At 66.8% G+C, this 26,198-nt stretch carries 20 protein-coding genes; 7 read left to right on the top strand and 13 right to left on the bottom strand.

What is annotated here, in order from left to right; all coding sequences use genetic code 11:
• Window positions 1-129 precede the first annotated feature (129 nt).
• The 8 genes from L2Y94_RS11590 to L2Y94_RS11555 form a co-directional block, all read right to left on the bottom strand.
• Window positions 130-1,338, bottom strand: a complete 1,209-nt coding sequence (locus L2Y94_RS11590) for a type III PLP-dependent enzyme (protein ID WP_247366589.1) — start codon at window positions 1,336-1,338, stop codon at window positions 130-132.
• Complete coding sequence (locus L2Y94_RS11585; protein ID WP_247366588.1) at window positions 1,335-3,083, bottom strand: IucA/IucC family protein; 1,749 nt, start codon at window positions 3,081-3,083, stop codon at window positions 1,335-1,337. Before L2Y94_RS11585 ends, L2Y94_RS11590 begins: the two co-directional genes overlap by 4 nt.
• The gene (locus L2Y94_RS11580) at window positions 3,061-4,233 is read right to left on the bottom strand and encodes an MFS transporter (protein ID WP_247375218.1); all 1,173 of its coding nucleotides are present in this window, start codon (window positions 4,231-4,233) and stop codon (window positions 3,061-3,063) included. The genes L2Y94_RS11585 and L2Y94_RS11580 overlap by 23 nt, the downstream gene beginning before the upstream one ends.
• Complete coding sequence (locus L2Y94_RS11575; protein ID WP_247366587.1) at window positions 4,230-6,005, bottom strand: IucA/IucC family protein; 1,776 nt, start codon at window positions 6,003-6,005, stop codon at window positions 4,230-4,232. The genes L2Y94_RS11580 and L2Y94_RS11575 overlap by 4 nt, the downstream gene beginning before the upstream one ends.
• Complete coding sequence (locus L2Y94_RS21345; protein ID WP_345779990.1) at window positions 6,002-7,219, bottom strand: siderophore biosynthesis protein PvsA; 1,218 nt, start codon at window positions 7,217-7,219, stop codon at window positions 6,002-6,004. The genes L2Y94_RS11575 and L2Y94_RS21345 overlap by 4 nt, the downstream gene beginning before the upstream one ends.
• Before the next feature lie 75 nt (window positions 7,220-7,294).
• Window positions 7,295-9,385 carry a TonB-dependent receptor family protein gene (locus L2Y94_RS11565; RefSeq protein WP_425602463.1) on the bottom strand — a complete coding sequence of 697 codons (2,091 nt, stop codon included), beginning with the start codon at window positions 9,383-9,385 and terminating at the stop codon, window positions 7,295-7,297.
• A gap of 26 nt (window positions 9,386-9,411) precedes the next feature.
• Window positions 9,412-10,158 carry an HpcH/HpaI aldolase family protein gene (locus L2Y94_RS11560; RefSeq protein WP_247366586.1) on the bottom strand — a complete coding sequence of 249 codons (747 nt, stop codon included), beginning with the start codon at window positions 10,156-10,158 and terminating at the stop codon, window positions 9,412-9,414.
• 276 nt (window positions 10,159-10,434) lie between these two features.
• Complete coding sequence (locus L2Y94_RS11555) at window positions 10,435-11,277, bottom strand: class I SAM-dependent methyltransferase (protein WP_247366585.1); 843 nt, start codon at window positions 11,275-11,277, stop codon at window positions 10,435-10,437.
• Between the two features lie 196 nt (window positions 11,278-11,473).
• Here L2Y94_RS11555 and L2Y94_RS11550 point away from each other — a divergent pair, with 196 nt between their 5' ends.
• Complete coding sequence (locus L2Y94_RS11550) at window positions 11,474-11,971, top strand: DUF4265 domain-containing protein (protein WP_247366584.1); 498 nt, start codon at window positions 11,474-11,476, stop codon at window positions 11,969-11,971.
• Here L2Y94_RS11550 and L2Y94_RS11545 read toward each other — a convergent pair.
• The 3 genes from L2Y94_RS11545 to L2Y94_RS11535 all read right to left on the bottom strand — a co-directional run bounded on the left by L2Y94_RS11545 (window position 11,962) and on the right by L2Y94_RS11535 (window position 14,920).
• The gene (locus L2Y94_RS11545) at window positions 11,962-13,734 is read right to left on the bottom strand and encodes a glycoside hydrolase family 97 protein (protein ID WP_247366583.1); all 1,773 of its coding nucleotides are present in this window, start codon (window positions 13,732-13,734) and stop codon (window positions 11,962-11,964) included. The genes L2Y94_RS11550 and L2Y94_RS11545 overlap by 10 nt on opposite strands.
• The gene (locus tag L2Y94_RS11540) at window positions 13,727-13,939 is read right to left on the bottom strand and encodes a hypothetical protein (RefSeq protein ID WP_247366582.1); all 213 of its coding nucleotides are present in this window, start codon (window positions 13,937-13,939) and stop codon (window positions 13,727-13,729) included. The genes L2Y94_RS11545 and L2Y94_RS11540 overlap by 8 nt, the downstream gene beginning before the upstream one ends.
• Before the next feature lie 93 nt (window positions 13,940-14,032).
• On the bottom strand, window positions 14,033-14,920 hold the full coding sequence (locus tag L2Y94_RS11535) for a LysR family transcriptional regulator (protein WP_247366581.1): 888 nt from the start codon (window positions 14,918-14,920) through the stop codon (window positions 14,033-14,035).
• Window positions 14,921-15,011: 91 nt separating this feature from the next.
• Here L2Y94_RS11535 and L2Y94_RS11530 point away from each other — a divergent pair, with 91 nt between their 5' ends.
• From L2Y94_RS11530 to L2Y94_RS11515, 4 genes are all read left to right on the top strand, one after another.
• Window positions 15,012-15,251, top strand: a complete 240-nt coding sequence (locus tag L2Y94_RS11530) for a tautomerase family protein (RefSeq protein WP_247366580.1) — start codon at window positions 15,012-15,014, stop codon at window positions 15,249-15,251.
• Between the two features lie 31 nt (window positions 15,252-15,282).
• Window positions 15,283-16,338: an NAD(P)H-dependent flavin oxidoreductase gene (locus L2Y94_RS11525; RefSeq protein WP_247366579.1), complete on the top strand. Its 1,056-nt coding sequence runs from the start codon at window positions 15,283-15,285 to the stop codon at window positions 16,336-16,338.
• 85 nt (window positions 16,339-16,423) lie between these two features.
• A complete protein-coding gene (locus tag L2Y94_RS11520; protein ID WP_247366578.1) occupies window positions 16,424-18,874 on the top strand; it encodes an alpha-L-rhamnosidase in 2,451 nt (816 codons plus the stop codon).
• A gap of 91 nt (window positions 18,875-18,965) precedes the next feature.
• Complete coding sequence (locus L2Y94_RS11515; protein ID WP_247366577.1) at window positions 18,966-19,850, top strand: hypothetical protein; 885 nt, start codon at window positions 18,966-18,968, stop codon at window positions 19,848-19,850.
• 32 nt (window positions 19,851-19,882) lie between these two features.
• On the opposite strand, the gene L2Y94_RS11510 is transcribed toward L2Y94_RS11515, so the two are convergent.
• Window positions 19,883-21,976: a phosphocholine-specific phospholipase C gene (locus L2Y94_RS11510; RefSeq protein WP_247366576.1), complete on the bottom strand. Its 2,094-nt coding sequence runs from the start codon at window positions 21,974-21,976 to the stop codon at window positions 19,883-19,885.
• Window positions 21,977-22,197: 221 nt separating this feature from the next.
• On the opposite strand from L2Y94_RS11510, the gene L2Y94_RS11505 reads away from it, so the two are divergent.
• Window positions 22,198-22,644 carry an acetyltransferase gene (locus L2Y94_RS11505; RefSeq protein WP_247366575.1) on the top strand — a complete coding sequence of 149 codons (447 nt, stop codon included), beginning with the start codon at window positions 22,198-22,200 and terminating at the stop codon, window positions 22,642-22,644.
• On the opposite strand, the gene L2Y94_RS11500 is transcribed toward L2Y94_RS11505, so the two are convergent.
• Complete coding sequence (locus L2Y94_RS11500) at window positions 22,615-23,835, bottom strand: FAD-dependent oxidoreductase (protein WP_247366574.1); 1,221 nt, start codon at window positions 23,833-23,835, stop codon at window positions 22,615-22,617. The two genes, L2Y94_RS11505 and L2Y94_RS11500, sit on opposite strands and share 30 nt — an antisense overlap.
• Window positions 23,836-23,912: 77 nt before the next feature.
• Between L2Y94_RS11500 and L2Y94_RS11495 the strand changes: the two genes are divergently transcribed.
• Window positions 23,913-26,126 (top strand): prolyl oligopeptidase family serine peptidase, encoded by a 2,214-nt coding sequence (locus tag L2Y94_RS11495; RefSeq protein ID WP_247366573.1) that lies wholly within the window; start codon window positions 23,913-23,915, stop codon window positions 26,124-26,126.
• The last annotated feature ends 72 nt before the right edge of the window (window positions 26,127-26,198 follow it).

The raw sequence follows: 26,198 nt of genomic DNA, 5'->3' as shown, positions 1-26,198 counted from the left end.
TGGTTCCAGCCTAGGAAGCTCGTTCATGCGAGACGCTAAGGAAAAGCCTGATTTTCTGGCGTGGATTCGCTGAGTATTGCGACGACGAAGGGCAGGGTATCCGGCGTGCAACGTTTTCCGCGCCGACGCTCAGGCGGCTTCCACCACCCGTGACGACAGGTACACCATCCGCGGCGGCGCATGCATCAGGAAGTTCTGGTGCGAGATGTTCCAGGCATAGGCGCCGGCCAGCGGAAAAGCCAGGCAGTCGCCCACGGCGAGCGCGTCGACGGGTTGGGAACGTGCCAGTACGTCCTTGGGCGTGCAGAGCTGGCCGACCAGGGTGACGCGCTCGCCGTTCAGCGAGGGAGTGCCCGAGCCCCGCAGCACGACGAAGGGATGGTCATGCCCCTGCGCCGGTGGCGTGCGGAAGTGATGCGTGCCCCCGCGAGCCACGGCGAACCACTCGCCGTGGCTACGCTTGATGTCGAGCACCTCCATCACGTACCAGCCGCAGGCCACGCTCATGAAGCGGCCCGGTTCGAAGCGCAAGCGCAGGGTTTCGCCGCGATCCGACTGCATGCGTCGCAGGCCCCGGCAGAACGCCGCCCAGTCGAACGATCGCGAAGGGTCGGCATAGTCCACACCGAAGCCGCCGCCGGCATTGACGGTATGCACCGCGATCCCGTATTCGCGTTGCCAACGATGCACCGCGTCGAGATAGGCGTAGACGAGGCGAAGTTGTACGTCCGCGTCACGCTGATGCGACATCAGGTGAAAATGGAAACCTTCCAGGGTCAGCGACGGGTGTTCCCGCAACAGTGCGATGGCCGCGGGGAGATCGGCTTCGTCCATGCCGAACGGGGTGGGCTTGCCACCCATCATGAGGCGCGTGTCGCCGACGCCGTCCACGCCGATGTTCATGCGCAGGAACACGCGTGCCCCGTGCGACGCGCGTGCCACGATGGCCGCGAGTCGACGGAGTTCGCCCAGGCTCTCCACGTGAAGCGTGCATCCCGGCTCGGCGACGGCGTAGGCCAGTTCGCTGTCCAGCTTGCCCGGACCGCCGAACAGCAGAGGCTTGCCGGGCTGGTGCTCGCGCAGCCAACGCAACTCGCCTCCCGAGGCGGCTTCGAAGCCGTCCACCCAGGGCGCCAGCGCGCCGAGGATAGGTGCATCGGCATTGGCCTTGGCCGCGTAATACAGCTCGCAGCCTTCGGGCAGGGTCTCGCGCATCCAGCGTGCGTGCAGGGCCAGCGCGTCGAGGTCGTAGACGTAGGCGCAGACGGGTTCGTCGGCTTCCCTTCGCAGTTCGTCCCATGCGGCGCGCAGGCGTGGCAGCGAGGCGTAAGGATTCATGCGACGACCCGCGAAGGCGACGACGCGCCGATGGGGCTGGGCAGGTCGGTGTAATCCGAATCGCGGTCGGCCCGCTTGAACAGGCGCGTGCGCAGGTTGTTCTTACTGGGCAGCGGTTCCCCGTCGATCAGTCCTTCCAGCAGCGGCTGCCTGCCGTATCGGGCTTGCCAGCGCTCGGCGATGTCGGCGACGGCTTGCCACATCAGGCTTTCGAGATCCGCGTCGTCGCCGGAAAGATGGAAGATCGCCTCGGCGAGGTTGTTCACCAGGGCGCAATAGGCGATGCGTTTCCAGCCCAGTTCCATCGCGTAGAGCACGGAGGCGCGAGCGCGTTGCGACAGTCCGTCGAGACGTTCCGGCGGCCAGGCTCCGTCGACGAGCTTGGTGCCCTCCAGGTCGCGAATCCAGACGCGCGCCGGCACGCCGCGATCGAAGCCGATCACGGTGTTCTGGAGATGCGGCTCCAGCACCACGCCGTGTCGGAAGAAAGCCAGCCAGGTGCCGTCGAGGAGCAGCGACGCGTAGGCGTCGAACCAGCACAGCGCCATGGGGGCATAGGGGCCGCCGAGGCGTTCGACCATCCCGCGGCAGATGCTTCGGCCGTCGCGGTCCACGGTGAACAGCGCACCGGCGACCTGAGGCCGGTAACGCGTGCGCTGCACGCGCGTGAGGTTATCGCGATAGAGCACGCCGAACCCCTCGGTGAGCTCGCGCAACGCATCGGCGTCGTCGGCGAACGGACCGAAATCCAGCGTGGTGGCCGCGGGTTCCGCCATCACGTCGAAACCGGGTACCTGCCGGGCCACGTCGCGCCACACCGGGGCGAGCAGGGTGGTGAGCGCCACGGCGCTTTCCAGCTCGTACCACGCGTTCTTGCGCACGCAGTTGGTCAGGCGCACGTGGATGGAGAGCTTGAGGAAATAGTCCAGGTCCGGGTGGTACATCGTGCGCACGGACGACGTCGGGTGAAGCGCTTCGCCCATGGCGCCCAGCGGCTCGATCCAGCCCGCCGCGATGGCGGCGCGCATCGGCGGCTGGGCGAGCAGGCGTTCGGCCTCCCAGGGGTGGCAAGGATAAAGGTCGGCGGCACCCGAGACCTTCTCCAGCGTGGCGCGGACGTCACGCCCCCGCCCGCGAAACAGTCGGGGATCGATGCGAAACCAGAACAGGGGCACGCGTGCGCGTACTTCAGGAGATGCATCCAGCACCACCGGTAACGGAAGCCCCTCGCGGCTCTTTGGCGTGGGATGCATGGCGTGGCCCCAGAGCATGCCTTGTTCGGCGTCGAGCAAGGTATCGCCGGTGGGCGGAACGTCGAGCGAACGGGCGAGCAACTCGCGGGCGATCGCGACGCTGTTCATCGTCTGCGCGTGCAACTCGGCGTTGAAGCCGCATTCGGGCGCCAGCCGTTCGAGCAGGAAGTGCACGACGGTGGCGGCATCGGCGCAACGCCAGGGCTCGCCCGGCGATTTCAGGTAGGGCGGCGAGGCGTAGTCGCAACGGCCCAGGCGGCTGCGTCGCCGGATGCGAACGCAGAGCAGGTACCCGGGATCGGCGAAGTGGATGCGCAGCAGGTGCCCTTCGCCGTGAAGCAACCCGGAGGGTACGTCACGGCTCCCATCGTCCAGTTCGACCTGCGCGCGCGGCAGGGCGAACTCGCGCAGATAGCAGTTGAGCCAGCAGGCGATGGCCTGCGCTTCGGCTTGCGCCTGGTTCCACTGTTCACGTATCGCTAGCGGGGACATGGAGCGGCCTCTTCGGGGGACGGAAGACGTAGGCGGCAGCGGCCACGGCGGCGAGGCCGGCGAGCGTGGCGGCGGCGAAGGGAGCGGAGAGATCGATGCGCGACACGAGGACGCCCGCGGCGAGGCCGCCGAGCGCACCGGCCCACTTGCCGCAGGCATCGAACAAGCCGAAGACGTGGCCGGCGTTGCCCCCGCCGGCGCGCGCGCCCAGCGCGCGATTGAGCCCGCCGATGGCCAGCAGCATGCCCGCGCCGTAAAGGCAGCGCGCGGGTGCGATCCATGGGGCGGCGTTCGTCCACGCCTGGATGAGGCAGGCGACGGAGAACATCGCGAGCCCGATCAGCAGCGGACGTTGCGGCGATACCGCCGAGCCGCGCCACCACGGCAGCGCCACCAGGTAGACCAGGTGCGGAAGACTGTAGAGCAGGCCCGCCGTGGCGTCGTGGGCGATGCCGAGGTGTTCGGCGTAGGGTACGAAGTACGGAAAGGTGACCACCATCGCGAAGCAGAACAGGAATTGAACCGCGAGCAGTCCGCTCCAGTCGCGCCAGGTGGGGGCGACACGTGCGACCACGGCGCTCCCCGCGTGCGGCCGGTCTTTCGGCAAGGCCAGGGTCACCGCGAAGGCGGCCAGCGGTAACAAGGCGAGGTAGCGATACAGGCCCTGCGCCGCACCCCAGCCCATCGCCAGCCCGAGTAGCGCGGGTGCGGACACCATCGCCAGCCGTGCGGAGAACTGCGTCCAGTCCAGCGCCCGCGCGAGGGAACCTCGCGGCGCCTCGCGTCCGAACTGCGTGGCGAGGTAGGCGTTGGCGGCGGCCAACGAGCCGCCGCATGTGCCCTGGATCACCAGGGCCACCACGAACCAGGCGAGGTTCGGTGCGAAACCGGCCAGGGTAAAGCCGAGCGCGAGACCGGCCTGCGCGCGCAGCAACGACAGCCGCCTGCCGTAACGGTCCGCGAGTCGTCCCCAGATGGTGGCGGTCCATGCCGTGCAGATCGTCGGCAGCACGTAGAGCACGCCGGCGAGCCAGGCCGGCGCATGCGGCGCCATCTGCGCCAGCACGCGCGGCATGAACACGGGCATGCCCAGCGCGGTGAAGGCCGCGAGGTAGTGCGCGGCCAGCACCGGCCCCAGCACGCGCATCAGCGTGCTCCGCGCAACGCGGGATCGCGCATGAAGTTGGGGCCGCTGTCGCCGTAGAACTTGTTGATGTCGGTAGCGCCGGTGGCCTGCTTGCTGAGCAGGCTGCCCGCGCTAAGCAGGTATTTCACGGGGAGCGTTTCGCCATCGAGCAGGCGCCGCGCCGGCGAAACGTCGATGCCTTCGGCGGCGAGCGTTTGCAGGGTCCGGTCGAGCGTGCCTGCCAACACGGCGTAGAAGGGACGGCGCCATCCGGGTGCGTGTTCCGCCACGCCTTCCAGCACCGCGAGCAGGCAGAGCTGGAGCGTGATGGTGCAGAACATGCGCGCGAGCGCGTCGTCGCCATCGACGGAAATGCGGGGATCGCGCGGAAGACCCAGATCCTTCAGCGACGGCGAGGTGGCGTGGAGGCGATCCAGCCGCACGCGGGCGGCGTCGTTGTCCTTCATCAACAGGACGGGCGGACCATTGTGTCGATACGCGAGCACCGCGTTCTGCTGGTTCGATTCGAGCGCGATGCCGTGGCGGAGCCACAGCCGCAGATGGATGTCGCACATCAGCGCGACGTAGGCGCTCCACCATGCCGACACGTCGCCTCGGTGGAAGCGATCGGCCACGTGCAGGGCGAGCGGCCTTCCGTCGGGCATGGGAGCGCAGAAGGCGGCCACGGGAACCAGCGTTTCGCCTTGCGAGGCGGGATAGGTGCGCACGATGTAGGCGAGGTGGCGCGCTTCGTCGGCATGGCCGCCATGGGACTCGTCCACGTGCACGTAGCGCCCACGCAGGGCGGGATCGGTGTCGCCGAGGTGACGCAGCACGCGTTCGAACCAGTGCCCGTCGTAGATCGTCGACGGCTTGATGAGGCGCAGGTTGAGCGCGCCCAGCGTGCGCATGAGCAGGGGCAGCTTCACGTGATGGCGGGGATGCGCCACCGGCACCACGGTGCGTACGGAAAGCGTCGGGCGCACGGAGAGAAAGCGATCCGGCGCACGCAGCGTGCCTTCGGGCAGTTCGAACGCGTCCAGGCGATCCCAGGTCAGCGGATGCACGGGCAGGACGGCGTGGGTGGCCTCCAGGCCCGGCGGCAGGCCCACGTCGGCCATCGACGGCCAGAACGAAGGCGCGGGCGTGGTCAGGGTCAACGAGGCCTTCGGCACGGCGAGCCAGCACAGCGCGAACGTCGGGGCGAATTCGGGAGCGTAGGCGCGCAGGTCGTCGTCGCCGAAGCCCGACTTGGCGCGCGCCGTGGGATAGAACGGGTGATCCCGATAGCTCGCCACCTGGTCGCAGAGCAGTGCGCGCTCGGTGTCGTCGGCGTGCGTCAACGCCGCGACGAGGCGATCCGCATGTGCGGCATAGCCTTCGCGGGCGAGCCGTCGATGGGCGGCGGCACAGGCGGCTTCCTCGGCGTATTGCCGATGCAGGGCGACGGTGTCGTCGTCGAGGGCCTCGCCGAGTCGTTCGAGCCAGCGCGCGGCATCGTCTTCGTAGCGGGCGACACCGTCGCGCTCATGCAGCCATCCATGGCTCGACGTGCCGATGGCCTGCATGTAGTCGCGGGGTTCGGCGGGAATCCACAACATGCCGCCCGGCAGGTGTGCGACGCGCCACCAGAAGGGAGGCGCCTCGTGCGGCCATGCGCGCAGCAGCGCGGCGTCGGGTTCGGCGCGGCGGCCGCGTTCGATCAGGCCCCGCAGGTCTTCGCGCAGGCAGCAGTCGACGATGCGCCGGGCGACGTAGGCTTCGTCCGTGGACACCGGCCGGGGACGGGCAGTCATGCGGCGGCTTCCGTCGTGGCGATATCCCAACGGAGCGTGGACCGCATCGCGTGCAGCGCGTCGTCGAGCCTGGCTTCGTCGTCGCCGACTACATGGAGAATGCCGAGGTAGTCCTTGTTGGAATGCGTCAGCCGTATCGTGTCGCCTTCGTGACGCAGGGCGCGGTAATCCACGTAGGATGAGGCATCGCAGTGCGAACGATCGCCGCTCGCCGCGTCGATGCGGCCTTCTTCGGTCGCGACGACGTACTCGACCCGCGCATGCCTGTGCACCGCCTCGGGTAGCGCGACCGGGTGACCGAGATGCGGGCGCAGGATCGTTTCGAACCACCGGCCGCCATGCATGCGATCGAGCATGAATTCGCGGCCGTCGCCGATGCTTCGGTAGTTGATCTCCACCAGCACCGGGCCGTCGTCGGTGAGGATGAACTCGCTGTGGCAGATGCCGAAGCCCACGCCGAACGCTTCGACCTGGGCGAGGGCGGCGCCCTTGCCCTGCGTGACGGCGGGACCGTTCCATCGGGCTTCCAGCTCGATGAAATGCGGCGGCGCCGAAAGCGTCACGTCGAAGCCGCCGATCGCGTGGATGCCGTATCCGTCGCCCAGCGTTTCCAGCGTGAACAGCGGGCCTTGGACGAAGGCCTCGAGCAGCACCGTGCGGCCCGGGTGGCGGCGCCAGAACGCTTGCAGGTAGCGCTCGAGGGCAGGCGCGTCGGCACACAGGCTCACGTCCATGCTGGCCACGCCTTCACGGGGCTTGGCCACCACGGGCCATGGGGTATCGAGCGGGGGCGTGGCGCCGGGGACGAGGCTGTGGAACCACGGCGTCGGCAGGCCTCGTTCGCGCAGTCGCTCGCGCATGGCTGCCTTGTTCTTCGCGGCGTAGCAAGTGCGCCAGTCCTTGCCCGGAAGACCGAAGCCTTCCGCCACGAGCGCGGTGGAGGCCTGCAGGTGGTCGCTGTTGGAGAACACCGCGGCGGGCCGGATGCCCGCGCCGCGCAACGCGTCGATGGCGCTCAGCGGATTGAAGACGTCGCATTCGAGGATCGCTGCCGGCGCATCGCCGGGGTGCGCATCGAAATGGCGCAGGTGGTCCATGCGGTGGTCGGTGAGCAGCACCGTGGGCAGGCCCAGCCGATGGGCCGCGGGAAGGAATCCCTCGGTGACGGCCGGATGGCGGACGTGCGTAAGGATGACGAGCGGGAACGTGTCCATGACCAGCTTCACCTTGGTGGGGAGATACGTTGTGCCGCACGCGGCCCGAGGGAATCGCACCGCGCGCCGGAAGGCTCAGAAAGCGAGCTCCACGCCGGCCGTGAAGGTACGGCCCGGCGCGGATTCGCGACCCCAGGGGCTCGTGTCGATGCCGCGGAAGTAATAGCGACGGTCGGCGAGGTTGTTCACGGCCAGCGAACCCTTCAGCGAGCTGCTGCCGTTGCGCATGAACGTGTGCGTGACCTGCGCGTTCCACACCGCATAGGCAGGCAGCGGACCCACCGAGGCGATGGCGTTCTCGATGGGCGTGTTCGCTGCGTCCGTAAAGGCCTTGCTGAAGTAGTAGCCGTTCAGCGCGAAGGTGGTCTCGCCCAGGTCGTAGGACGCGCCCAGGTTGTACTGGTTGCGCGAGGTGTAAGGCACGCGTTTGCCCTCGAAGGCACCCGATTGCTGCGCGGCGTCGAGGTAGGCGTAGCCCACGTCGAACTTCAGCTCGCGAAGGTTCGCGGGGCTCCATTCGAATTGGGCTTCGACGCCCTGGTGGCGGGTCTTGCCGATGTTGCCGTAGGTGCGCGTGGTGTTGTCCAGCACGATCTGCTTGTCGAAATCGATGCGGTACACGTCGACGTTGAGGCGGGTGCCCTCGGTGGGGAAGTAGCGGAAGCCCGCTTCGTAGTTCCAGGCCAGTTCGGAATCGAGGTTGTCGCCGAACACGATCTGGGTGACCTGCGGCGCACGCAGCGAGCGTTGCGCGTCGGCGTACACGTACCACGTGGACGACAGCTTGTAGCCCACGGTAAGGCCGGGCAGGCCGTTGCGGATGTTGTTCTGCGTGGTCTTGCCGCTGGAGAGGTCGCGGTAGTCGGAGTCCAGGTGCTCGTAACGGATGCCCGGCGTGACCGTGAGGCGATCGTCGAGGAAACCGATGGCGTCGCTGACATAGGCCGCGAAGGCGCGATCATTGAACTTCCAGTTGCGCACCAGCGTATACACGCCGTTATCGAGGCCGGTGTTGCCGACGAGGAAGTCGATGTCCTCGCGCTCGGCGCGCACGCCGGCGGTGATGGTCTGGGTGACGCTGCCGTCCACGTGCAGCGACACGCGCGGTTCGCTGCCGTACACGCTGAAACCGCGCGGCGCGCTCTGAAGTAGTTGCGGCGGCAGGTCGGAGCGCCACGTCTCGGTGGAGGCGCGGCGCATTCCCACGATGAAATTGCGCGAGCTTTCCGCGCCGAAGTTCGTCCAGTCGAACTGCGAGCGGTCGAACGGGCCCCAGGCGCCGAGATCCTGCTGGTAGGTGAGCGAACTGCGCGTGGTGCGGCCGGTGAAGCGGTCGAGAGGGCGCGTGGCCTGACGCGGGTTGTCGCGATAGTCGGCCGGCGACAGCGCGCCGGCGAGATCGATATTGGCCACGTAACGGCCGATGTCCGCCTTGATGAGCTTGTCGTCGTCGACCCACCACTCGGTGCGCAGGCGCACGTTCTTCACGTCGGTGTCGCTGTGGTCGCGCCAGTACCGACCCTTCTGCCAATCGGCATCCAGCTGCATGCCGAAGCTCGGCGTGAGATAGCCACCGGTGCTGAGGCTGGTGTCCTTCAGGTAGGTGCCCTTGCCGCCGGCGGTGACCCGTTCGCCCAGCGTGGTCGTCCATGCCTCGGGGATGGCCTTGCTCACCAGGTTGATCACGCCGCCGACGTTATTGGGGCCGTACTGCACGGCGGCGCCGCCGCGCACGACGTCGATGCGATCCACCTGGTTCATGGTGACCGGGAACAGCGACAGGCTGGTCTGGCCATACGGGGCCAGCGAGAGCGGAATGCCGTCCTCGAGCACCTGCACGCGTCCGCTGCGGCTCTCGTACAGGCCGCGAAGCATGATCTGAGGCAACGCGCCGGTGCCGGTCTCGTCGAAGATCTTGATGCCGGGCACGTGCTGGAGGGCGTCGTCGAGGGAACGGTAGGCGCCGGTCGAAAGCGTCTTCGCGTCGATCACCTGGCGGCTTCCCGCGTACGTGCGCACGTCTTCGGCTTTCGATGCGCCGAGCACGTTGCCTTGCACCGTCACCGCCTGGAGATCGCGCGGTTTGGTCGTATCGGTGTCCTCGGCATGGGCCGGGTCGACGAAGAGGGCGCCGCCGACGGCAAGGCTGAGGCAGGAAAGTCGCAGAATCGCACGCACGGAGGGTCGGTCCTTCAGGCAGGGGTGGTTTGAACGTCGGGAACCAGTTCGCGACGCCGTTCGCGCAGCGCGCCGAGCAGCAGGCCGCGGTCCTCGCCGGCGAGCAGCCAGCGGGGGCGTCGCGCGAGCCAGTGCTCGCGCTGGTGAGGTGTGCGGGGGTTGGGACAGAACGGCACGCCGGCTTCGTCGCAATGCCCGGCGATGTCGAGCAGGCGTTGCCACACGCGCGGATGCAGCGGATCCGGTCCCAGGCCCATGTCGAGCGCGAGGTCGAGCGCGCCTTCCATCACGAGGCAGATACCCGGCACGGCGAGGATGCCGGGAAGGGCGTCGATGCCTGCTTCGCTTTCGATCATCGGTACGATACGGATCGCGTCGCGCGACGCTGCGATGTAGTCGGCCAGAGACACCTTGCCGAATCCCGTCACCCGCCCGCCGGTGATGCCGCGCCTGCCCAGCGGCGGAAAGTGCGCGGCTTCCACGGCGTGGCGCGCCTGTTCGACGGTTTCGAGCCGGGAGATCACGATGCCTTTCGCGCCCGCGTCGAGCACGCGGCCGATCAGCTTGGCATCGACCTCGGGCACGCGTACCCAGGGCTCGCAGCCGCCGAGCTCGCAGGCGCGAATCGCATGCTGGAGGTCGCCTGGAGAGAGCAACTGGTGCTCGAGATCGAGCACGACGAACCCGTATCCGGCCGCGCCGAACATCTCGCACAGCAGCGGCGAGGGCACCGAATTGAGCAGGCCGACGTGGCAATCCATGGACAGGGGCCGGAACCGAAGAGGTGCGCAGTATATCTAAATGACAATCGTTATCAATTGCATTTGTGTGACGCGAGGCTCATTCGTGACGTTAGCTACCGAAGGGTGGGAGCGGATCCTATCCGCGAACCCTCAGGGTGGCCCCCGGTGCGAATGAAGCCTTGCGATCATCGTGCGGTATGTACCGCTCGCATCCGAATGCCTGGGCCCGTCCGCGACGGGAAAACCCGAGGGTTGCGGACAGGATCCGCTCCCACTCCTTCGGTAGGCGGTGCGTCAGCGCCGGGTGGCGAAGACGCCGTCGAGTTCCGGACGGGCGACGAAGCCGGCTTTTTCGAGACGTTTGACGACTTCCCGTGGCACGTCGCGTCCGCTGGTGAGCCTGTTGGGGCTTCCGGTGTAGTGGAACAGGCGCCCGCCGCGCCGTATCACGCGGGCCAACTGGTCGTAGAACGCCTGGGAATACAGCTCGCCTGCGATGCCGAACCGAGGCGGATCGTGCAGCACGGCGTCCATCGAGGCATCGGCGATGCCCTGGATGGCGTCGGCGACGTCGGCGTGGGTGAGCGACAGGCGGCCGCCGCTTTCGGCGGATGCCGGATCGGGCGACCAGGCATTGATCGTGCGAAGCCACAGCACGTCGTCGTTCTTCTCGAACGAACGGATGCTCGCCACGCCCGCATCGAGGCAGCAGGCCGCGAAATAGCCCAGGCCGCCGCACGTATCCAGCACGGACTTGCCGCGCGGTTCGACCAGCGCCACCTTGCGCCGCGCATCGTCGAGGGGCGACTCCTTCGCGGTGGGCAGCATCTTGATGCCGTCGATCTCGAAGGTGGGAGCACCCCACTCGGTGGGCACCAGCTTGATGAGCGAGCCCGAAAACCGCGAAACGGGTTCGAAATCCTCACCGTCGAGGTAGTAGATCGTGCGGTCCCTGAGGCGGGACGGGTACGGATGGTCGCGGTCATGCCACCGCCAGCCGTCCGGCGAGAGCACGGCCGAGCTTTGCGAACGCCCGAGGTCGAACGATCCCGTCCACGACGTACTCCCGGCATCGCGGGCGGCGAGGAGGTCGGTGGCGATGTCGCGGGTGAGCAGCGGCCCGGTGTAATGAGACATGTGTAATTCCGGCAAGAATCGATCGGACGAAGCATGACCGTCACGGCCACGCCGTCGTCGCAGCGGGCAGGAGTTGACCCGTTCGCAAGAAATTGCGTATGGTGCGCGCCCTCGTCGTGAGACGGGTAAGTCATTGAGCGGACATGTTGGACGAGATCGCATCGAGGCCGTTCGTGGGCCTTCATGGAGGAGCATTATGAAACATCAGGAGCGCGGACTCGTCGTCGCCCACAAGCACCCCGTCTGGCGGGACAGGGCGACCAGCGTTTTCCACATGCTCGCCGGCGTCCATGGCGGACGCAGTCGATGGGAACAGCTCTGGTGGCGCAGGACGGCGCGTGGGCGCTTCACGCTGTGCTGCATACCGTTCCTCATCGACGACCTCGCGCTCGGCGATGAAGTGGAGACCAATGCCTGTCACATCGTTCGTCGCATCGCGCGCCGCTCCGGCCAGGTGACCTTCAGGGTGCGCATCGGCGGGCACGAGCCCGGCATGCGCGACCAGGTGCTCAAGGCCAGCGAGGTGTTCGAGCCGCTGGCGGAATGGTCGGCTCCCAACCTGCTTGCCCTGAGCGTCCACGAATCGCGCGCCAGGCCACTGGGCGACCGGCTGGCCATCCTTGCCGGGCAGAAGATGATCGAAGTCGACACGGGGCGCATCGCCGACGGGCATCGGTCGCCGGTTCAGCGATAGCACGTCCCGTTCTTGGCGCTCTCCGGCATGGCGCAGAGTATCGCCGCGAAACCGCCATTGAGCGGTACGTCGAACGCGAGCGAGCCGCCCTTCGCGACCTCGCGGGACGTCCGGACCACGTCGCCGCGGCCATCGCCGTCGCGCACGATGTCGGCATGCCATGGACCGCCGCCGAGCTTCGACAGGTCGGCGGTGAGCTTGCGCGCACCGCCCGCCTCGATGGCACCGACGAACCAGCGATCGCCGCTGCGACGTGCGAACACGGCATCCCGGCCGGGCGTGCCGGAGAGCAGTTTCGTTTCGTCCCACACGGTGGGTACCTGCTCGAGGAAGGCCATGGCCACGGGGCGCTTTTCATAGGCTTCGGGGCGATCGGCCAGGTGCGTCAGGCCCGATTCGAAGACGATGGGCAGGGCCACTTCGTGCGCGATCGAGGCTTGCTTGCGTCCCGCGTCGAAAGCCACCGGCGTGTAATCCATCGATCCCACGACGTTGCGCGTAAAGGGCTGGATGGTGTTGCCCACGACGGGCGGGTCGTTCTCCGCACCGCGAACGCCTTCCATCGTGACAAGGTGCGGCCACGTGCGCGCCAGGCCGTGCGGAATGGTGGCGCCGTGGAAATCCACCATGAGGTGCAGGGCGGCCGTGTCGGCCAACGTGGCGTCGTACCAACGGTAGCGGTCCTGCGAGTCCGATTCCATGAAATCGATCTTCACGCCCTTCACGCCCCAGGCCTTCACCTTGCGCAGCTCGGCCGTTCGCTTGGCGGCCGTGTCGAGCTTCGCCCAGTTGAACCACAGCAGGATGTCCACGTGCTTCGCGTTGGCGTATCGCACGAGTTCCGGTACCCAGGCATCGCTCCAGCCTTCGTCGACCAGCGTATAGGGCAGGTGGTGGCGGGCGGCGAAATCGACGTAGGCCTTCTGACGTTCGAAGTCCGAGGGGCTTTGGTGTTCGCTCAGCCACGACCATGAGACCTTGCCCGGCTTGATCCAGGCGGTGTCGGTCAAGCGCGAGGGATCGGCGAGATCGTCGACCAGCGTGGATTCGGTCACCCTGGCCAGGTCGCCCATGATCGCGACGCGCCACGGCGTGACGTCGGTGGCCTGCACGCTCGGATCGGCCAGCATGAGCGCGTAGGTGCCCGAATTCGCGGCGTGCCCGAGCCGGCTGCCGTCGTAACGTCCGTCGTTGTTGGCCTCGGTCAGCAGGACATAGGTGTCGCCGAGGCGAAACAACGACGGATAGCCGTAATCGCCGGCCGGCGCGCTGGCCGCGGTGGCCTGCATGCGCTCCTTTTCGTATTCGGGACTGTAGGGCAGCAACCACGCCGGTGCATCGCCAGGGAGGGTGAAGCCGGTGGCTTCCCCGGTCACCGTCGCCGACGAGCGCCCTGGTATCTCGTATCGGAAGGCGACGCCGTCGGCCGTGCTGCGCACGACCACGTCGAGCCGTTCTCCCGACGGCTTACGCAAGGCGTAGCGCGTTTCGCGAAAGTGCGCCTCGCGCTCGAGCCGCTTGCCGGTGGGCATGCGGTAATGCTCGTCCCACTGTCGCTTCGACGAGCCGGCCAAGGCGAAACCCTGGGTGAGGTCTTCGTCGGCCAGGCGCAGGCCGAGCGTGACCTCGATGGGCGCGATGCCGTCGGGCCGGATGGAGAGCACCGGTTTTCCGCCGTCGCGAAGGTTCAGCGTGGCCTCGGGCATGGCGAAGGCGGGAAAGGAAAACAGCGAGGCGGCGAGCAGGAGAAGGCGATTACGCACGGGGATGAAATTTCCAAAGGGCGAGGCCGAGCGCGACGGCGGATGCCGCGATCATCAGCACGGCGTGTTCGGGATGCGGCGTGAACCAGGCGATCGAGCGCATGGCGACGATGTAAGCGAGGATCAACACCCAGCCTTGCCAGGCGATGGGACCGAACCCGATGCCGACGCGTTTGCGGCCGAACCAGTAGTGCTTGCGATCCATTCGGATGCCCCCCGCCGGCTGAATGACTCAAGGATTGTACGCTTCGTCGTCCGGGCGGGGAACGCGACGGGAAAACGGCGTTTCGTGCACGCGTCACGCTTCGAACGATCCCTTCTCGTCGGCAAAGGCCTTCGTCACATGCTCCACGACCACGCGTATCGGTAGATCCTTCCGGTCCTGCCGGCGCGTCAACACCCATATGTCCCGAGCGGGCGGCACCGCGGGCATCTCGCACGAACGCAGTTCCGTTACCTGCCGCCCGATGTAATGCGGCAACAACGCGAGCCCCACGCCCGAGCGCGCGGCCGTCGCCTGGGCGAACTGGTTGTTCGCGCGGAAGGCGATGCGTGCCTGCGGGTATTCCCGCGACAGCCACGCCGCCTCGGGAAGATAGGCGTTCGCTTCGTTGAAACCGATGAACACCGGCGGCGCGCCGTTCGCCATGCGTTCGCACAGCGAAGGCGTGCCGTAGAAACCATAGGCCATGCGGCCCAGCGGGCGGGCGACGAAGTCGCCGTCCAGCGGACGATCCACGCGTATGGCGATATCCGTTTCGTGACGTTCCAGGCTGACCGAGCGCAGGTCCGTGGCGAGGTCGATGTCGAGCCCTGGATGGCGCAGTGGCAACTCGGCCAGTCGTTCGATGAGGAATCCCTGCGACAGCCCCGGGGGTGCGTTGACGCGGACGGTGCCGCGCGGCGCGTCGTCGCCGTCGCCACGCCCGAGGGTCTGCACGGCGGTTTCCATGTCGCCGGCGGCGGACAACGTACGGACTCCGGCGGGCGTGAGCACGTAGCCGTCGGGACGCCGTTCGACCAGCTTCTCGCCGAGACTCGCCTCCAGCGACTGGATGCGCCGGGCTACGGTGGCGTGGTTTACCGCCAGGGCGCGGGCGGCGGCGGAAAGGCTGCCGTGCCGTCCCAGCGCCAGGAAGACGCGGAGGTCCTGCCAGTCGGGATCTGTGCGTTTCTGCTCAGTCATTGCTCGATATTAGCGAATTCTCCGCATGCCCGGACGTGCCTAGACTGTGTATCGACGGGGAGCGACCCGCTCCCACAGGAGGAGAACGGACATGCCGTACGTGAACATCAAGGTGACCCGCGAAGGCACCGCGCCGGGCGCGAGCGCCACCACCCCGGAACAGAAAAAGGCCCTCATCAAGGGCGTGAGCGAGCTGCTTCTCGACGTCATGGGAAAGCCGTTGAGCGCCACCTTCGTGGTGATCGAGGAGGTGGAACTGGAGAACTGGGGCGTGGGTGGCGTCACCACGCCGGAATACCGGCAGCAACAGCTCGATGCCGAGTCAAAGTAAGCTTTCGGGTCAACCACACGGGGTGAACGCGATGGCCCAAAACAACCGCATCCTGGAGCTGTTCGGCATCGAGCGGCCCATCGTGCAAGCGCCCATGGCCGGGGCGACCACGCCGGACATGGTGATCGCGGCGAGCGAGGCCGGCGGCCTCGGCTCGTTGCCCGGCGCGGCGTTGTCGGTAGAGCAGATGACGGCGGCGCTGGAGACGATTCGCATCGCCACGACGAAGCCGATCAACCTCAACTTCTTCGCGCACACCGCGCCGCCGCCCGATCCCGCCGCGCAGATGGCCTGGCGCGCGACGCTCGCGCCTTATTACGTCGAGCGCGGACTCGATCCCGCCGCGCCGTTGCCGGCCGGGGGACGGGCGCCGTTCGACGAGGCGTACTGTGCGCTCGTCGAGGCCTATCGGCCCGAGGTGGTGAGCTTCCACTTCGGTTTGCCGCAGGGGGCGTTGCTCGATCGCGTGAAGCGCACGGGGGCGAAGGTGATCGCGTCCGCCACGACGGTGGCCGAAGCGCGATGGCTGGCCGCGCGCGATGTCGATGCCGTCATCGCCATGGGTTACGAGGCGGGCGGCCATCGCGGCAATTTCCTCGGCGACGACATGGCGACCCAGGTGGGCACGATGGCGCTCGTGCCGCAGGTGGTCGACGCGGTGGCGGTTCCGGTGATCGCCGCCGGCGGCATCGCCGATCCGCGCGGCGTGCGAGCCGCGTTCGCGCTCGGCGCATCGGCCGTCCAGGTGGGCACGGCATATCTTTTCACTCCCGAGGCCAGGATCACGGCGTTCCATCGTGAAGCCCTCCATGCGGCGACCGACGACGGCACGGCGGTGACCAACGTCTTCACCGGCCGCCCGGCGCGCGGCATCCTCAACCGCCTGATGCGCGAGGTCGGGCCCCTGTCCGACGTGGCGCCGGCGTTTCCGACCGCGGCGGCCGCTCTGGTACCGCTGCGCGCAGTGACGGAGAAAGTGAACGAACCGGACTTCAGCAACATGTGGGCGGGGCAGGCCGCCGCCCTCGCGAGGGACATGACCTCGGCCGAGCTGACCCGCTACCTCGGCGACGCGGCACATGGGTAGGGGCGCGCGCGTCCTCGTCCTTCCGTGTCTTTTCTTCGCCTTGCCGGCCGGTGCCGCGACGCTGGTGCAACCGCGCGTCGAGCGAATGGATGCCCCAACCTACGTGGACGTGGCGCGGCCGCGTTTTTCGTGGATCGTGCGGGCGTCACGCAACGGCACGGTGCAGACCGGTTATCGGCTCGTGGTCGGGCAGGGCGGAAATACGGTCTGGGATAGCGGTGAGGTGCGTTCCGACCGGTCGTTCGACGTGGCCTATGCGGGACCGGCGCTTCGTGCCGGCGAACACTACGACTGGCGCGTGGACGTGCATACCTCAGAGGGTGACGCCTCCACCGCATCGCATTTCGATACCGCTCTGGATGACTCGCAATGGGCGGTCGCACGTTGGATCGGCAAGGCCGACGCGAACGATCTCGCGGCCCCGTTGTTGAGGAAGACCTTCCATACCGAGGGCCAGGTCGTGCGCGCCATGCTCTACGTGGCCGCCGGCGGGTATGCCGACGTCACGCTCGACGGTCGGGCGGTCGGCGACGCGGTGCTCTCACCGGGCTTCACCGACTACGGCAAGCGCGTGGAGGTCGTGGCGACCGAACTGTCGCTCACACCGGGGTCGCATACGCTGGGCGTCGAGCTCGGTCGCGGCTTCTTCGGCCTCACCAACCCGAACGTTTGGCATTGGGAGCGAGCCCCCTGGCATGGTCAGCCGCGCTTCCGTGCCTTGCTGCGCATCGTCCATGCGGACGGCCGCGTCGAGGACGTCGCGACGGGTCACGATTGGCAGCTGGCCGACGGTCCCACCGTGCTCGACGACCTGTACGGCGGCGAGCACTACGATGCCCGTCGCGCGACGCCCCGCGCATGGAAGCCCGCGGCCGAACTGCCCGCACCGGCGGGACGCCTGGCGGCGCAGATCGAACCGCCGATCCGCATCGTGTCCACGCTGGACGCGACCTCGGTCAGCGAACCGAAGCCGGGCGTGTTCGTGTTCGCCTTTCCGCGCGTCATCGCCGGATGGGCGGCGTTCGACGCCAGCGGGCCGGCAGGTAGCACGGTCGTCGCCCGCTATGGCGAAAAGCTCATGTCCGACGGTACGGTCGATGCGCGCGACGAACATCACTATTTCAAGCAGGGCTTCCAGACCGATCGCCTGACGCTGGCCGGGGGACGCACGCGTTGGCATCCGCGTTTTTCCTACAAGGGATTTCGTTACGTGCAGGTCGAAGGCTGGCCGGGCAGGCCGTCCCTCGACGCGGTAAAAGCGCAGGTCGTGCATAGCGATGTCGCGGTCACGGGACGGTTCGACAGCAGCAACGACCTGCTGAACTGGATCCATCGTGCCGCGGTCGACACCATGCTCAACAACCTGTACGGCATCCCCACCGACACGCCGATGTACGAGAAGAACGGCTGGACGGGCGACGGCATGCTCGGTGCCGACATGTTCCTGCGTAACTTCGACGCGAGCCGCCTGCTCGCCAAGTGGGTGCGGGACATCGCCGATGCGCGCAACGCGCAGGGCGCGCCGCTGCTGATCGCGCCGAACCCCGGTTGGGGCGACGTGCGCGCGCCCACCTGGCACGCCGCCTACGTGCTCGTGCCGTGGTCGTTGTGGACGTATGCCGGCGACCGTGGGCCGATCGACGAACACCTCGATGGCATCGCCGGTTACGTCGCCATGGAAGACGCGCGTTCGCCCGGCGGTATCGCCGATACCGAACTGGGCGATTGGGTGAGTCCCGAGACCGATCCGGCCGGCGAGAACGCGCCGGAGGACAAGCGTGTCGCCGCGACGGCCTACCTGTATCGCATGGAACGCACCGTGGCCGACATGTATCGCCTCAAGGGTGATGCCGTGGCCGCCGCGCGTTTCGACGGCATGGCGGCGAAGGTGCGGGACGCGTTCAACCGGCGTTTCCTCGACGGCGACCATTACCGCGGCGAGAACGACCGGGGATACCGGCAGGCCCACCAGCTCCTGGCGCTCGGTTTCGGACTCGTTCCGCACGCACTTCGTGATCGCGTGGCCGCCGGCGTCGCGGCCGATGCGAAGTCCCGGGGCGATCACCTGGACACCGGTGCGCTCGCCACCAAGCTGATCCTTCCCGTACTCACGGCTACGGGGCATGCGGACGAGGCGTGGGCCATCGCCACGCAGGTCAGCTTTCCGAGCTGGGGCTTCTGGCGCGCGAACGGAGCCACGAGTCTCTGGGAACACTGGAAACTCGCGTCGCGCTCGCGCGGGCATTATTTCCTCGGCACCGTCGACGATTGGCTGTTCGAGGACGTGGCGGGACTGCGGCCGCTGGCGCCCGGCTGGAAACGCATCGGGGTGAAACCCGCGCTGACGGCATGGCTGGACCATGCCTCGGCGGCGGTGATGACGCCTTATGGCGAGGCGTCGGTGGCCTGGCGCAGGGACGGACGCGAGGTGACCATCGACGTGGTGGTGCCGGTGGGGGCACAAGCGTCCGTCGGGCTTCCGGGGAAAACCGAAGTCGTTTTCGGCAGCGGGAGGCATGTGCTTCGCCTGCGATAGGTGCTGACACTTACTCAGTTGATGAGTGGAGCACCCCGCCGTTGATGAGGTAGAGTTGGAATCAAACAAGAAACGTCTTTAAGGGGGAGTCATGAGCACCGAATTTGTAGCGTATGAGCGACTCAGGCTTCACTTTATTTATTGCGGCATTCTCGCAGTGTTGGTCATTATCAACCTGAGCGTCCTCTACTGGATGGGGGTGCCAGATTTCACAACCTATCTTACCAATGTCGCGACCATTACGTCGTTAATGCTCGGCCTAGTTGCGATAATCTATTCCTTCGTAGCTAATTCGGGTCTGGCGCAGAGCTTAGGTAGCCTAGGCGCTATTTCGCGAGAGATCCAACATTCGAAAGAAATAATGAGGGCGCTGGTTTCCTCAGGGGAGGCTCAGGCGAAGAGTATGGAAGATGAGCAGGAGCGATTGAGAGTGGTTTCCGGAGAAATTTCCGATAACCTCACTAGGATTAAAGATCAGCACGAGTCTATCCGAGACTTACTCGGGCAGATTCCGGATCGTTTTAACGCGCTCGATGATTCACTCAAGGCGATGGCGACACAGGCAGACAATCTATCGCAGAACGGTGTCGAGCGTGAAGAAGAAGGGACTTTTAACACTACCTTCGTACAAAACTTCCTTGAAGACTCGTCGCCCGCCGGTATGATGCTCTGCTTTGCTGCATCTAGAGCAGAGGAGAGGGGAAAAGATCTGGATCTGGCGTCTTTGCGACCGGAAGGCTTGGCTTCATGGGCCGATTACTTCAGAGGCTACTTAGTAAGCATGGGGGCGGCTGGCCTTGTCGATGCGCGAACGCGAAAAGAAAATAATACAATTGTAACCATTAAGTATCTACATCCCTATATTCGAGAGAATGCAAGAAAAGCATTGCTGGATGCGATGGCGAAAGAAACTAAGTCGTCCACTGTTGAGCGCCGCAAGAAGTGGATGGAGCACATCGATTCCCTTTTCGAGTAAAGAGCTTCATTGCGTGAATGGCATCTATCGGATCAGCGCGACAACGCCGGATCGCTCAACGACGCCCTGCCGGTCTCCCGATGCCCCGCCAACCGGCGCAGGAAGCGCGGATCGGTGTCGCAGGTGACGCTGAGGTCATACCAGTGGTCGCTGCCGAGAATGTCCCAGAGGCTTTCCATTCTCGCGCCCGGAAGCAGGAGGTGGCGGCGTGGCGGTTGCCGGCCGTAGTCGTTCGACTTCACGGTGACGAAGCACGGACGGCTGCCGTGGTTTTCCAGCACCACGCGAAGCAGTCCCGGAAGACCCGAATGCGCGATGCTCACCTCGGGCAGCGCCATGCGATCCCGATCGCCGGCGCCCGACGGCTGCGTGCCGGCGAACTGGCGCAGGAATCCGTTCGGACCGTGCACGGTGAGGTCGTAGGCGTTACCGCTGTACGCGCTCGTCCAATAGTCGGAAAGCCGCTTCCCCGCCTCGACCGTATACGCCCACGGACCGTCCGAACGCGCGGCGGAGGAGACGTGGAAGAACGCACCGGCCGAGCCCGTGTTGTCGAAGTCGATCCAGTAGCGGCCTTCGTCGAGGTCGAGGCGGCCGGTGACGTCGACGGCGTAGGGCAACGCGCGGGCGCGGCGGCGACCGGGTTCCTGCTCGGGCAATCGCTGACCCGTCGACGGCGCGACCGGATGGAAGGTCGCATGGTTGCCCTGGTCCGGTCGGTAGCCCGTCGTGGCGGGCAGGCGCGGGGCATCGGCGTCGCGTTGGGAGAAGTCGAAGGCGTTGGTGAGGTCGCCGCAGATCGCGCGGCGCCACGCCGAGATGTTCGGCTCGCGCACGCCGAAACGGCGTTCGAGGAAACGGATGATCGAGGTGTGGTCGTAGGTTTCCGAACAGACCCAGCCGCCCTTGCTCCACGGCGAGACCACCATCATCGGCACGCGCACACCGAGGCCGTAGGCGCCGGTGGTGAAGCCGTGGCCGCCGGCGTAGATCTCGCCGTCGATGCTTACCGTCGACAGGCCCTGGTCACGCGATGCGGGCGGATACGGCGGCACGACGTGGTCGAAGAAGCCGTCGTTCTCGTCATAGGTGATGAAGAGCGCCGTCTTGCCCCACACCTCGGGATTGGCGGTGAGCGCGTCGAGTACCTGATCGACGTACCAGGCGCCGTAGTTCGCCGGCCAGCTCGGGTGCTCGGTGTACGCCTCGGGAGCCGCGATCCACGACACCTGCGGCAGCTTGTCGGCCATCACGTCGGCCCGCAGGATCTCGAACAGCGACTGGCCCGACAGGGCGTTCGTGCCGGTGCGTGCCTTCTCGTAGAGCGCGCTGCCGGGCTGGGCGTTGCGGTACGGGTTGAAGTAGAGCAGCGAGTTGTCGCCGTAATTGCCGATGTACGGGTTGTGCGTCCAGCCCCAGGAGCCGGCGGCATCGAGGCCTTCGCCGATGTCCTGGTAGATCTTCCACGAGACGCCGCCGGCTTCCAGGCGCTCGGGATAGGTCGTCCAGCCATAGCCCTTCTCGGCGTTGTCGATCACCGGGCCGCCGCCCGTGCCGTCGTTGCCCACGTAGCCCGTCCACATGTAGTAGCGGTTGGGGTCGGTCGAGGTGAGCAGCGAGCAGTGGTAGGCGTCGCAGAGGGTGAATGCATCGGCCAGCGCGTAGTGGAACGGGATGTCTTCGCGAGTGAGGTAGGCCATGGTCGTGGTGCCCTTGCTCGGCACCCAGGCGTCGTAACGGCCGGCGTTCCAGGCCGCATGCGTGTCGTTCCAGCCGTGCGGCAGGTCTTCGATGAACTGCAGGCCGAGGTCGTCGGCCTCGGGTCGGAACGGCAGCAGCACGTCGTCGCTGCCGGGCGTACGCGGCTGGTGCCACACCGACTTGCCGCTGGCCAGGGTGAAGGGGCGCGGATCGCCGAAGCCGCGCACGCCGCGCATGCTCCCGAAGTAGTGGTCGAACGAGCGGTTCTCCTGCATGAGGATCACCACGTGTTCGATGTCCATGATCGTGCCGGTGCGGCGCAGCGCGGGTGCCGCCAGCGCTTTCTGGATCGACGCCGGCATCGCGCCGGCCGCCATCGCGCCAAGTGACAGTTTCAGGAAATTACGGCGATCTTCCGAGGTCATGACTCACCCTTGTGGTGGACGCGGCGATGCCCCTCACCATGGGGGTGCGCGGCGACGTCGTGGTTTTTTGCCCTGCGGTGGGAGTGTCCGGAGTATCTGTGACAGCTTCATGCCGAAGGAAGCCGTTCTCGCCTGTGGTGCCGGTAATGAGGCGTGCATCACACCTGTGCGGAGGCACCGCGTTCGTATACGCTTACATGTCGAACGAAAGGGATTCACCCATGGACAACATCACGATCCGGCAGTCCACGCCGGAGGATGGCGAGCGACTCCTCGCCCTGTGGCTGCGCTCGGTGCGCGCTACGCATACCTTCCTGAGCGAGGCGGATATCGAGGCGCTCATTCCCGCCGTGAGGGACGGTGCCCTGGTTTTCCTCGAGGTATGGGTACTGGAGGCCGACGGCCAGCCCATCGGCTTCATGGGCCTGGACGGCACGAAGCTGGAGGCGCTCTTCATCGATCCCCCGCATGCCGGAAAAGGCGGCGGATCGCGCCTGCTCGAGCATGCCCGCTCGCGCAAGGGCGCGCTCACGGTGGACGTGAACGAACAGAACCCGCAAGCGCTCGACTTCTACCGCGCCAAAGGATTCACCGTGGCCGGCCGCTCGGAAACCGACGGCGAGGGCAGGCCGTTTCCGCTACTGCACCTCGTCGAGGGCGTCGGGTAACGCGATATCGCTACGTGACTGGCGACGAGGCAGCCGGGCCTCTCCGGTAAGGATGCTCAGCGCGTTGCCGCGCGAACCCGGCAAGCGGCCGAGTGGGCCGAAGAGGGCGTCGCGGCCGTGGCCGAGCCAGGCACGGTCCGACTGGAAGAGCGGCGTCAGCCATCGGCTGAGTCGTTGATAGGTGCGCACATGGGCCTGGCGCTCGCGGCGATAGGCGTGCAGTGCGGCGTCCACCCCATCGTGTTCGCGCAAGGCCTCGGCCAGCGCCATGGCGTCGAGCAGCGCCATGTTCACGCCCTGGCCGAGCTGCGGGCTCATCGCGTGCGCGGCGTCGCCGATCACGACCAGACGTCCACGGTGCGGACGCTTGAGCACCACGTCGCGATAGCGTGCCTTGTGCAGTTGCGTCGCTTCGCCGACATCTTCCACGTGCGGCATCAGCTCGGGCCATATCGACGCCACCGAGGCTTTGAGGTCGGCCAATGCATCATCGGCGAAGCGATCCACCTCGTCGCCGGGCAGGCTGAAGAAAAACGTCGCCCACCGGCCGTCGTGACCGGGCCGACGTCCCACCGGCAGCATGCCGATCATCCGTCGCGTTCCCGCGTAGCGCTGCAACAGTCGGTCGTGGGCCGTCCACGCGTCGGCACGCAGGAGGCACCAGACGGCACCCCATGGATAGACCGTGTCGCGGCGTACCTCATCGGGCACCTGCGCCCGCAGGCTGGAGTTCGCCCCATCGGCGGCGATCACGAGGTCGAACGGGCCATGTTCGTGACCGGCATCGTCGCGCAGCGTACCCGCGCGTTCGTCGTGGGAGACGATGCGCACGCCGGTATGCACCGCCGTCGCTCCCGGATATGCCGAACGCAAGAGTTCGAACAAGGCACCGCGCGTCATGCCCAGGCCGAAACAGCCGGGCCGCCGGTCGCCGTAGCGCATCGCCATCACGGCGCGTCCGCGCGGCGTCGTGCCATGGAGTTCGTCGATACGCTGGCCCAGCGATAGCGCGCGATCCGCCAGGCCCATCCGTGCCAGCACGCCCAGGCCCGTGGGCTGCAACAGGAATCCCGTGCCGACCGGGCCGAGCACCGGGCTCTTTTCGAAAACCGTGACTTCATGCCCCTGCGCATCCAGCAGGATGGCTGTAGCCTGTCCCGCGGTTCCGTATCCTGCGATGGCGATCTTCATCGACGTCCTTGAGCGCTGCGTAGGCTGACAGCATAACGCGTGGTCGCTCGCGCCCATCGCTTCGCCAGGAGTCCAGCATGCGCCCGATCGTTCTCGCCCTGCTTGCCGCCGTCGTCACGGCCGCCCCCGTTCTCGCCGCCGATTCGGGCACGCCACCCGTCGCCCGTCGCGACGACGTGGTGGAGAACGTTTTCGGCAAGACGCTTCACGATCCCTACCGATGGATGGAGGGAGAACACAACGCCGAATTCCAGGCCTGGCTGGCGGCCCAGGGCGACGATACGCGGACGAAGCTGGATGCCCTGCCCACGCTCGACGCGTGGTTGCGGGCGCTGAAAGCCAGCGGCACGAGCGCGGTGATCCATCGCATGCAGCGCGTCGCCGGTGGGAGGATGTTCTTCATCCTGCAGACCGGGAAGGGCAGCGGTACCTTGATGGTGCGTGACGCGGACGGCCGCGAGCGCGCATTGCTCGACCCCGCCACGTTGCAAGGCCAGGGCGGGTCGCCGTCCATCACCAACTATTCGCCATCGCCGGACGGCCGCAAGGTGGCGGTCAACGTCGACCGCGGCGGCAACGAAATCACGCGGGTGGACGTGCTGGATGTCGCCTCCGGCAAGGCCTCCGAGGTCGACGCCGTGGAACCGGTGTGGGGTGAGTTCGACGTGCACTGGCTGCCCGACGGCACGGGATTCACGTATACGCAGATGGCGCCGCCGAACGAACGCACCGGCGGCGACCCGCTGCAGGACATGCGGTTGCGCGTGCACCGGTTGGGTACGCCCACGTCGAACGATCCCGTGCTGCTTCGCGCGGGCACGGGGCCAGGGGCCAGCGCGTCGTTTCCGGTGCCGAGCAATCGCTTTCCCACGGTGGAGTTCCCCGCCGGCTCGCGCTGGGCGCTCGGCACGGCGTCGGGAGCGCAGAACGAATCGGCGTTTTGCGTGACGCCGCGTGAGGAGGCGACCAAGCCCTCCGCCGCATGGCGATGCATCGCCACGCCGGACGACAAGGTGGTGGGCGCGGCGCTGCACGGCGACACGCTTTACCTGATCTCGACGCGCGAGCACTCGAACGGCGAGGTGCTTTCCCTCGACCTCTCGAAGAAGGATGCCGGACTACGCGACGCGAAGCCCGTGACCCGGCTGAGGGACGACGAGATCATCGTGGGCCTCACCCTCAGCGACGCGCAGACCCTGGCCCCGGCGCGTGATGCGCTCTATCTCAAGGTGTCCGTCAACGGCATCGACGGCGTTCGCCGCATCGACTACGCCACCGGCAGGATGGATGCCGTGAGGATGCCGCTGGCCGGCACGGCCTCGCTGCTGCGCGCCAACGATGCCGAGGACGGCTTCCTGCTCGAACTGCGCGGCTGGACCGCGCCGCCGAAATCGTGGCGTTACGAACCCTGCACCCGCACCATGAAAAGCCTGGGGCAGGACGAGGCCAGCCCCGCCGACTACGGCATGATCGACGTGACCGAAACGGACATGGTCAGCAAGGACGGTACGCGTATTCCGCTTACCATCCTGCACCGGAAAGACGCGAAGCTCGACGGAAGCCATCGCGCCATCGTGTTCGGCTACGGAAGCTACGGACTCACGCTGCAACCGTCGTTCAAGCCGGTGCGCATGGAGTGGGTCAAGAAGGGTAACGTCTTCGCGTACGCCCACGTGCGGGGCGGAGGCGAGAAAGGCGAGGCCTGGCATCTCGCGGGCAAGGGGGCGAACAAGCACAAGGGCGTGGAGGATTTCGTGGCGGCGGTCGGCCGCCTGAGCGACCTCGGCTACAGCCGCCCGCAACGCACGGCGCTGATATCAGGCAGTGCCGGTGGCTTGCTCGTCGGCGGTGCCGTCACGGCGTACCCGGATGCGTTCGGCGCGGCCATCTTTCTCGTGCCCATACTCAATCCCGTGCGACTGATGCACGCCCCCAACGGCGCGAACCAGATCGGCGAGATGGGCGACCCGCGCAAGGCGGAGGATTTTCCCGCCATCCTCGCGATGGATCCCTATCAGCAGATCCGGCCACATGGCACGTATCCGGCAATGATGTTTCTCGTCGGTCTCAACGACAGCCGCGTGTCGCCTTGGCAGACGGGTAAGTTCGTGGCGAAGATACGGGCGCAGAACGAGAGCGGAAAGCCTGTCTGGATTCGTACCGACGCGAACGGGGGCCATGGGATCCAGTCGTCCCTCGGTGCGGAAGCGTCGCAATGGGCGGACATCTACGCATTTCTCGATGCGCAGCTTCCCGTGTCGTCGGACGACGTGCGACGACCAAGCGAGTGAAGTCCTAAAACGTGATGCGCATCCCGAAATCGACATGTTCATGGATGCGTGATGTGTTTCATATGTGTATCA

Origin of the sequence: Luteibacter aegosomatis (assembly GCF_023078455.1) — a bacterium.
Classification (GTDB): domain Bacteria; phylum Pseudomonadota; class Gammaproteobacteria; order Xanthomonadales; family Rhodanobacteraceae; genus Luteibacter; species Luteibacter aegosomatis.
This window is presented reverse-complemented; position numbering and strand designations above follow the sequence as displayed.

Coding starts and splice junctions, on each gene's coding strand:
- L2Y94_RS11560 (WP_247366586.1), bottom strand. CDS start 10,158: ATGGATTGCCACGTCGGCCTGCTCAATTCGGTGCCCTCGCCGCTGCTG.
- L2Y94_RS11525 (WP_247366579.1), top strand. CDS start 15,283: ATGGCCCAAAACAACCGCATCCTGGAGCTGTTCGGCATCGAGCGGCCC.
- L2Y94_RS11505 (WP_247366575.1), top strand. CDS start 22,198: ATGGACAACATCACGATCCGGCAGTCCACGCCGGAGGATGGCGAGCGA.
- L2Y94_RS11520 (WP_247366578.1), top strand. CDS start 16,424: ATGGATGCCCCAACCTACGTGGACGTGGCGCGGCCGCGTTTTTCGTGG.
- L2Y94_RS11575 (WP_247366587.1), bottom strand. CDS start 6,005: ATGACTGCCCGTCCCCGGCCGGTGTCCACGGACGAAGCCTACGTCGCC.
- L2Y94_RS11500 (WP_247366574.1), bottom strand. CDS start 23,835: ATGAAGATCGCCATCGCAGGATACGGAACCGCGGGACAGGCTACAGCC.
- L2Y94_RS11515 (WP_247366577.1), top strand. CDS start 18,966: ATGAGCACCGAATTTGTAGCGTATGAGCGACTCAGGCTTCACTTTATT.
- L2Y94_RS11495 (WP_247366573.1), top strand. CDS start 23,913: ATGCGCCCGATCGTTCTCGCCCTGCTTGCCGCCGTCGTCACGGCCGCC.
- L2Y94_RS11530 (WP_247366580.1), top strand. CDS start 15,012: ATGCCGTACGTGAACATCAAGGTGACCCGCGAAGGCACCGCGCCGGGC.
- L2Y94_RS11590 (WP_247366589.1), bottom strand. CDS start 1,338: ATGAATCCTTACGCCTCGCTGCCACGCCTGCGCGCCGCATGGGACGAA.
- L2Y94_RS11555 (WP_247366585.1), bottom strand. CDS start 11,277: ATGTCTCATTACACCGGGCCGCTGCTCACCCGCGACATCGCCACCGAC.
- L2Y94_RS11510 (WP_247366576.1), bottom strand. CDS start 21,976: ATGACCTCGGAAGATCGCCGTAATTTCCTGAAACTGTCACTTGGCGCG.
- L2Y94_RS21345 (WP_345779990.1), bottom strand. CDS start 7,219: ATGGACACGTTCCCGCTCGTCATCCTTACGCACGTCCGCCATCCGGCC.
- L2Y94_RS11535 (WP_247366581.1), bottom strand. CDS start 14,920: ATGACTGAGCAGAAACGCACAGATCCCGACTGGCAGGACCTCCGCGTC.
- L2Y94_RS11540 (WP_247366582.1), bottom strand. CDS start 13,939: ATGGATCGCAAGCACTACTGGTTCGGCCGCAAACGCGTCGGCATCGGG.
- L2Y94_RS11550 (WP_247366584.1), top strand. CDS start 11,474: ATGAAACATCAGGAGCGCGGACTCGTCGTCGCCCACAAGCACCCCGTC.
- L2Y94_RS11585 (WP_247366588.1), bottom strand. CDS start 3,083: ATGTCCCCGCTAGCGATACGTGAACAGTGGAACCAGGCGCAAGCCGAA.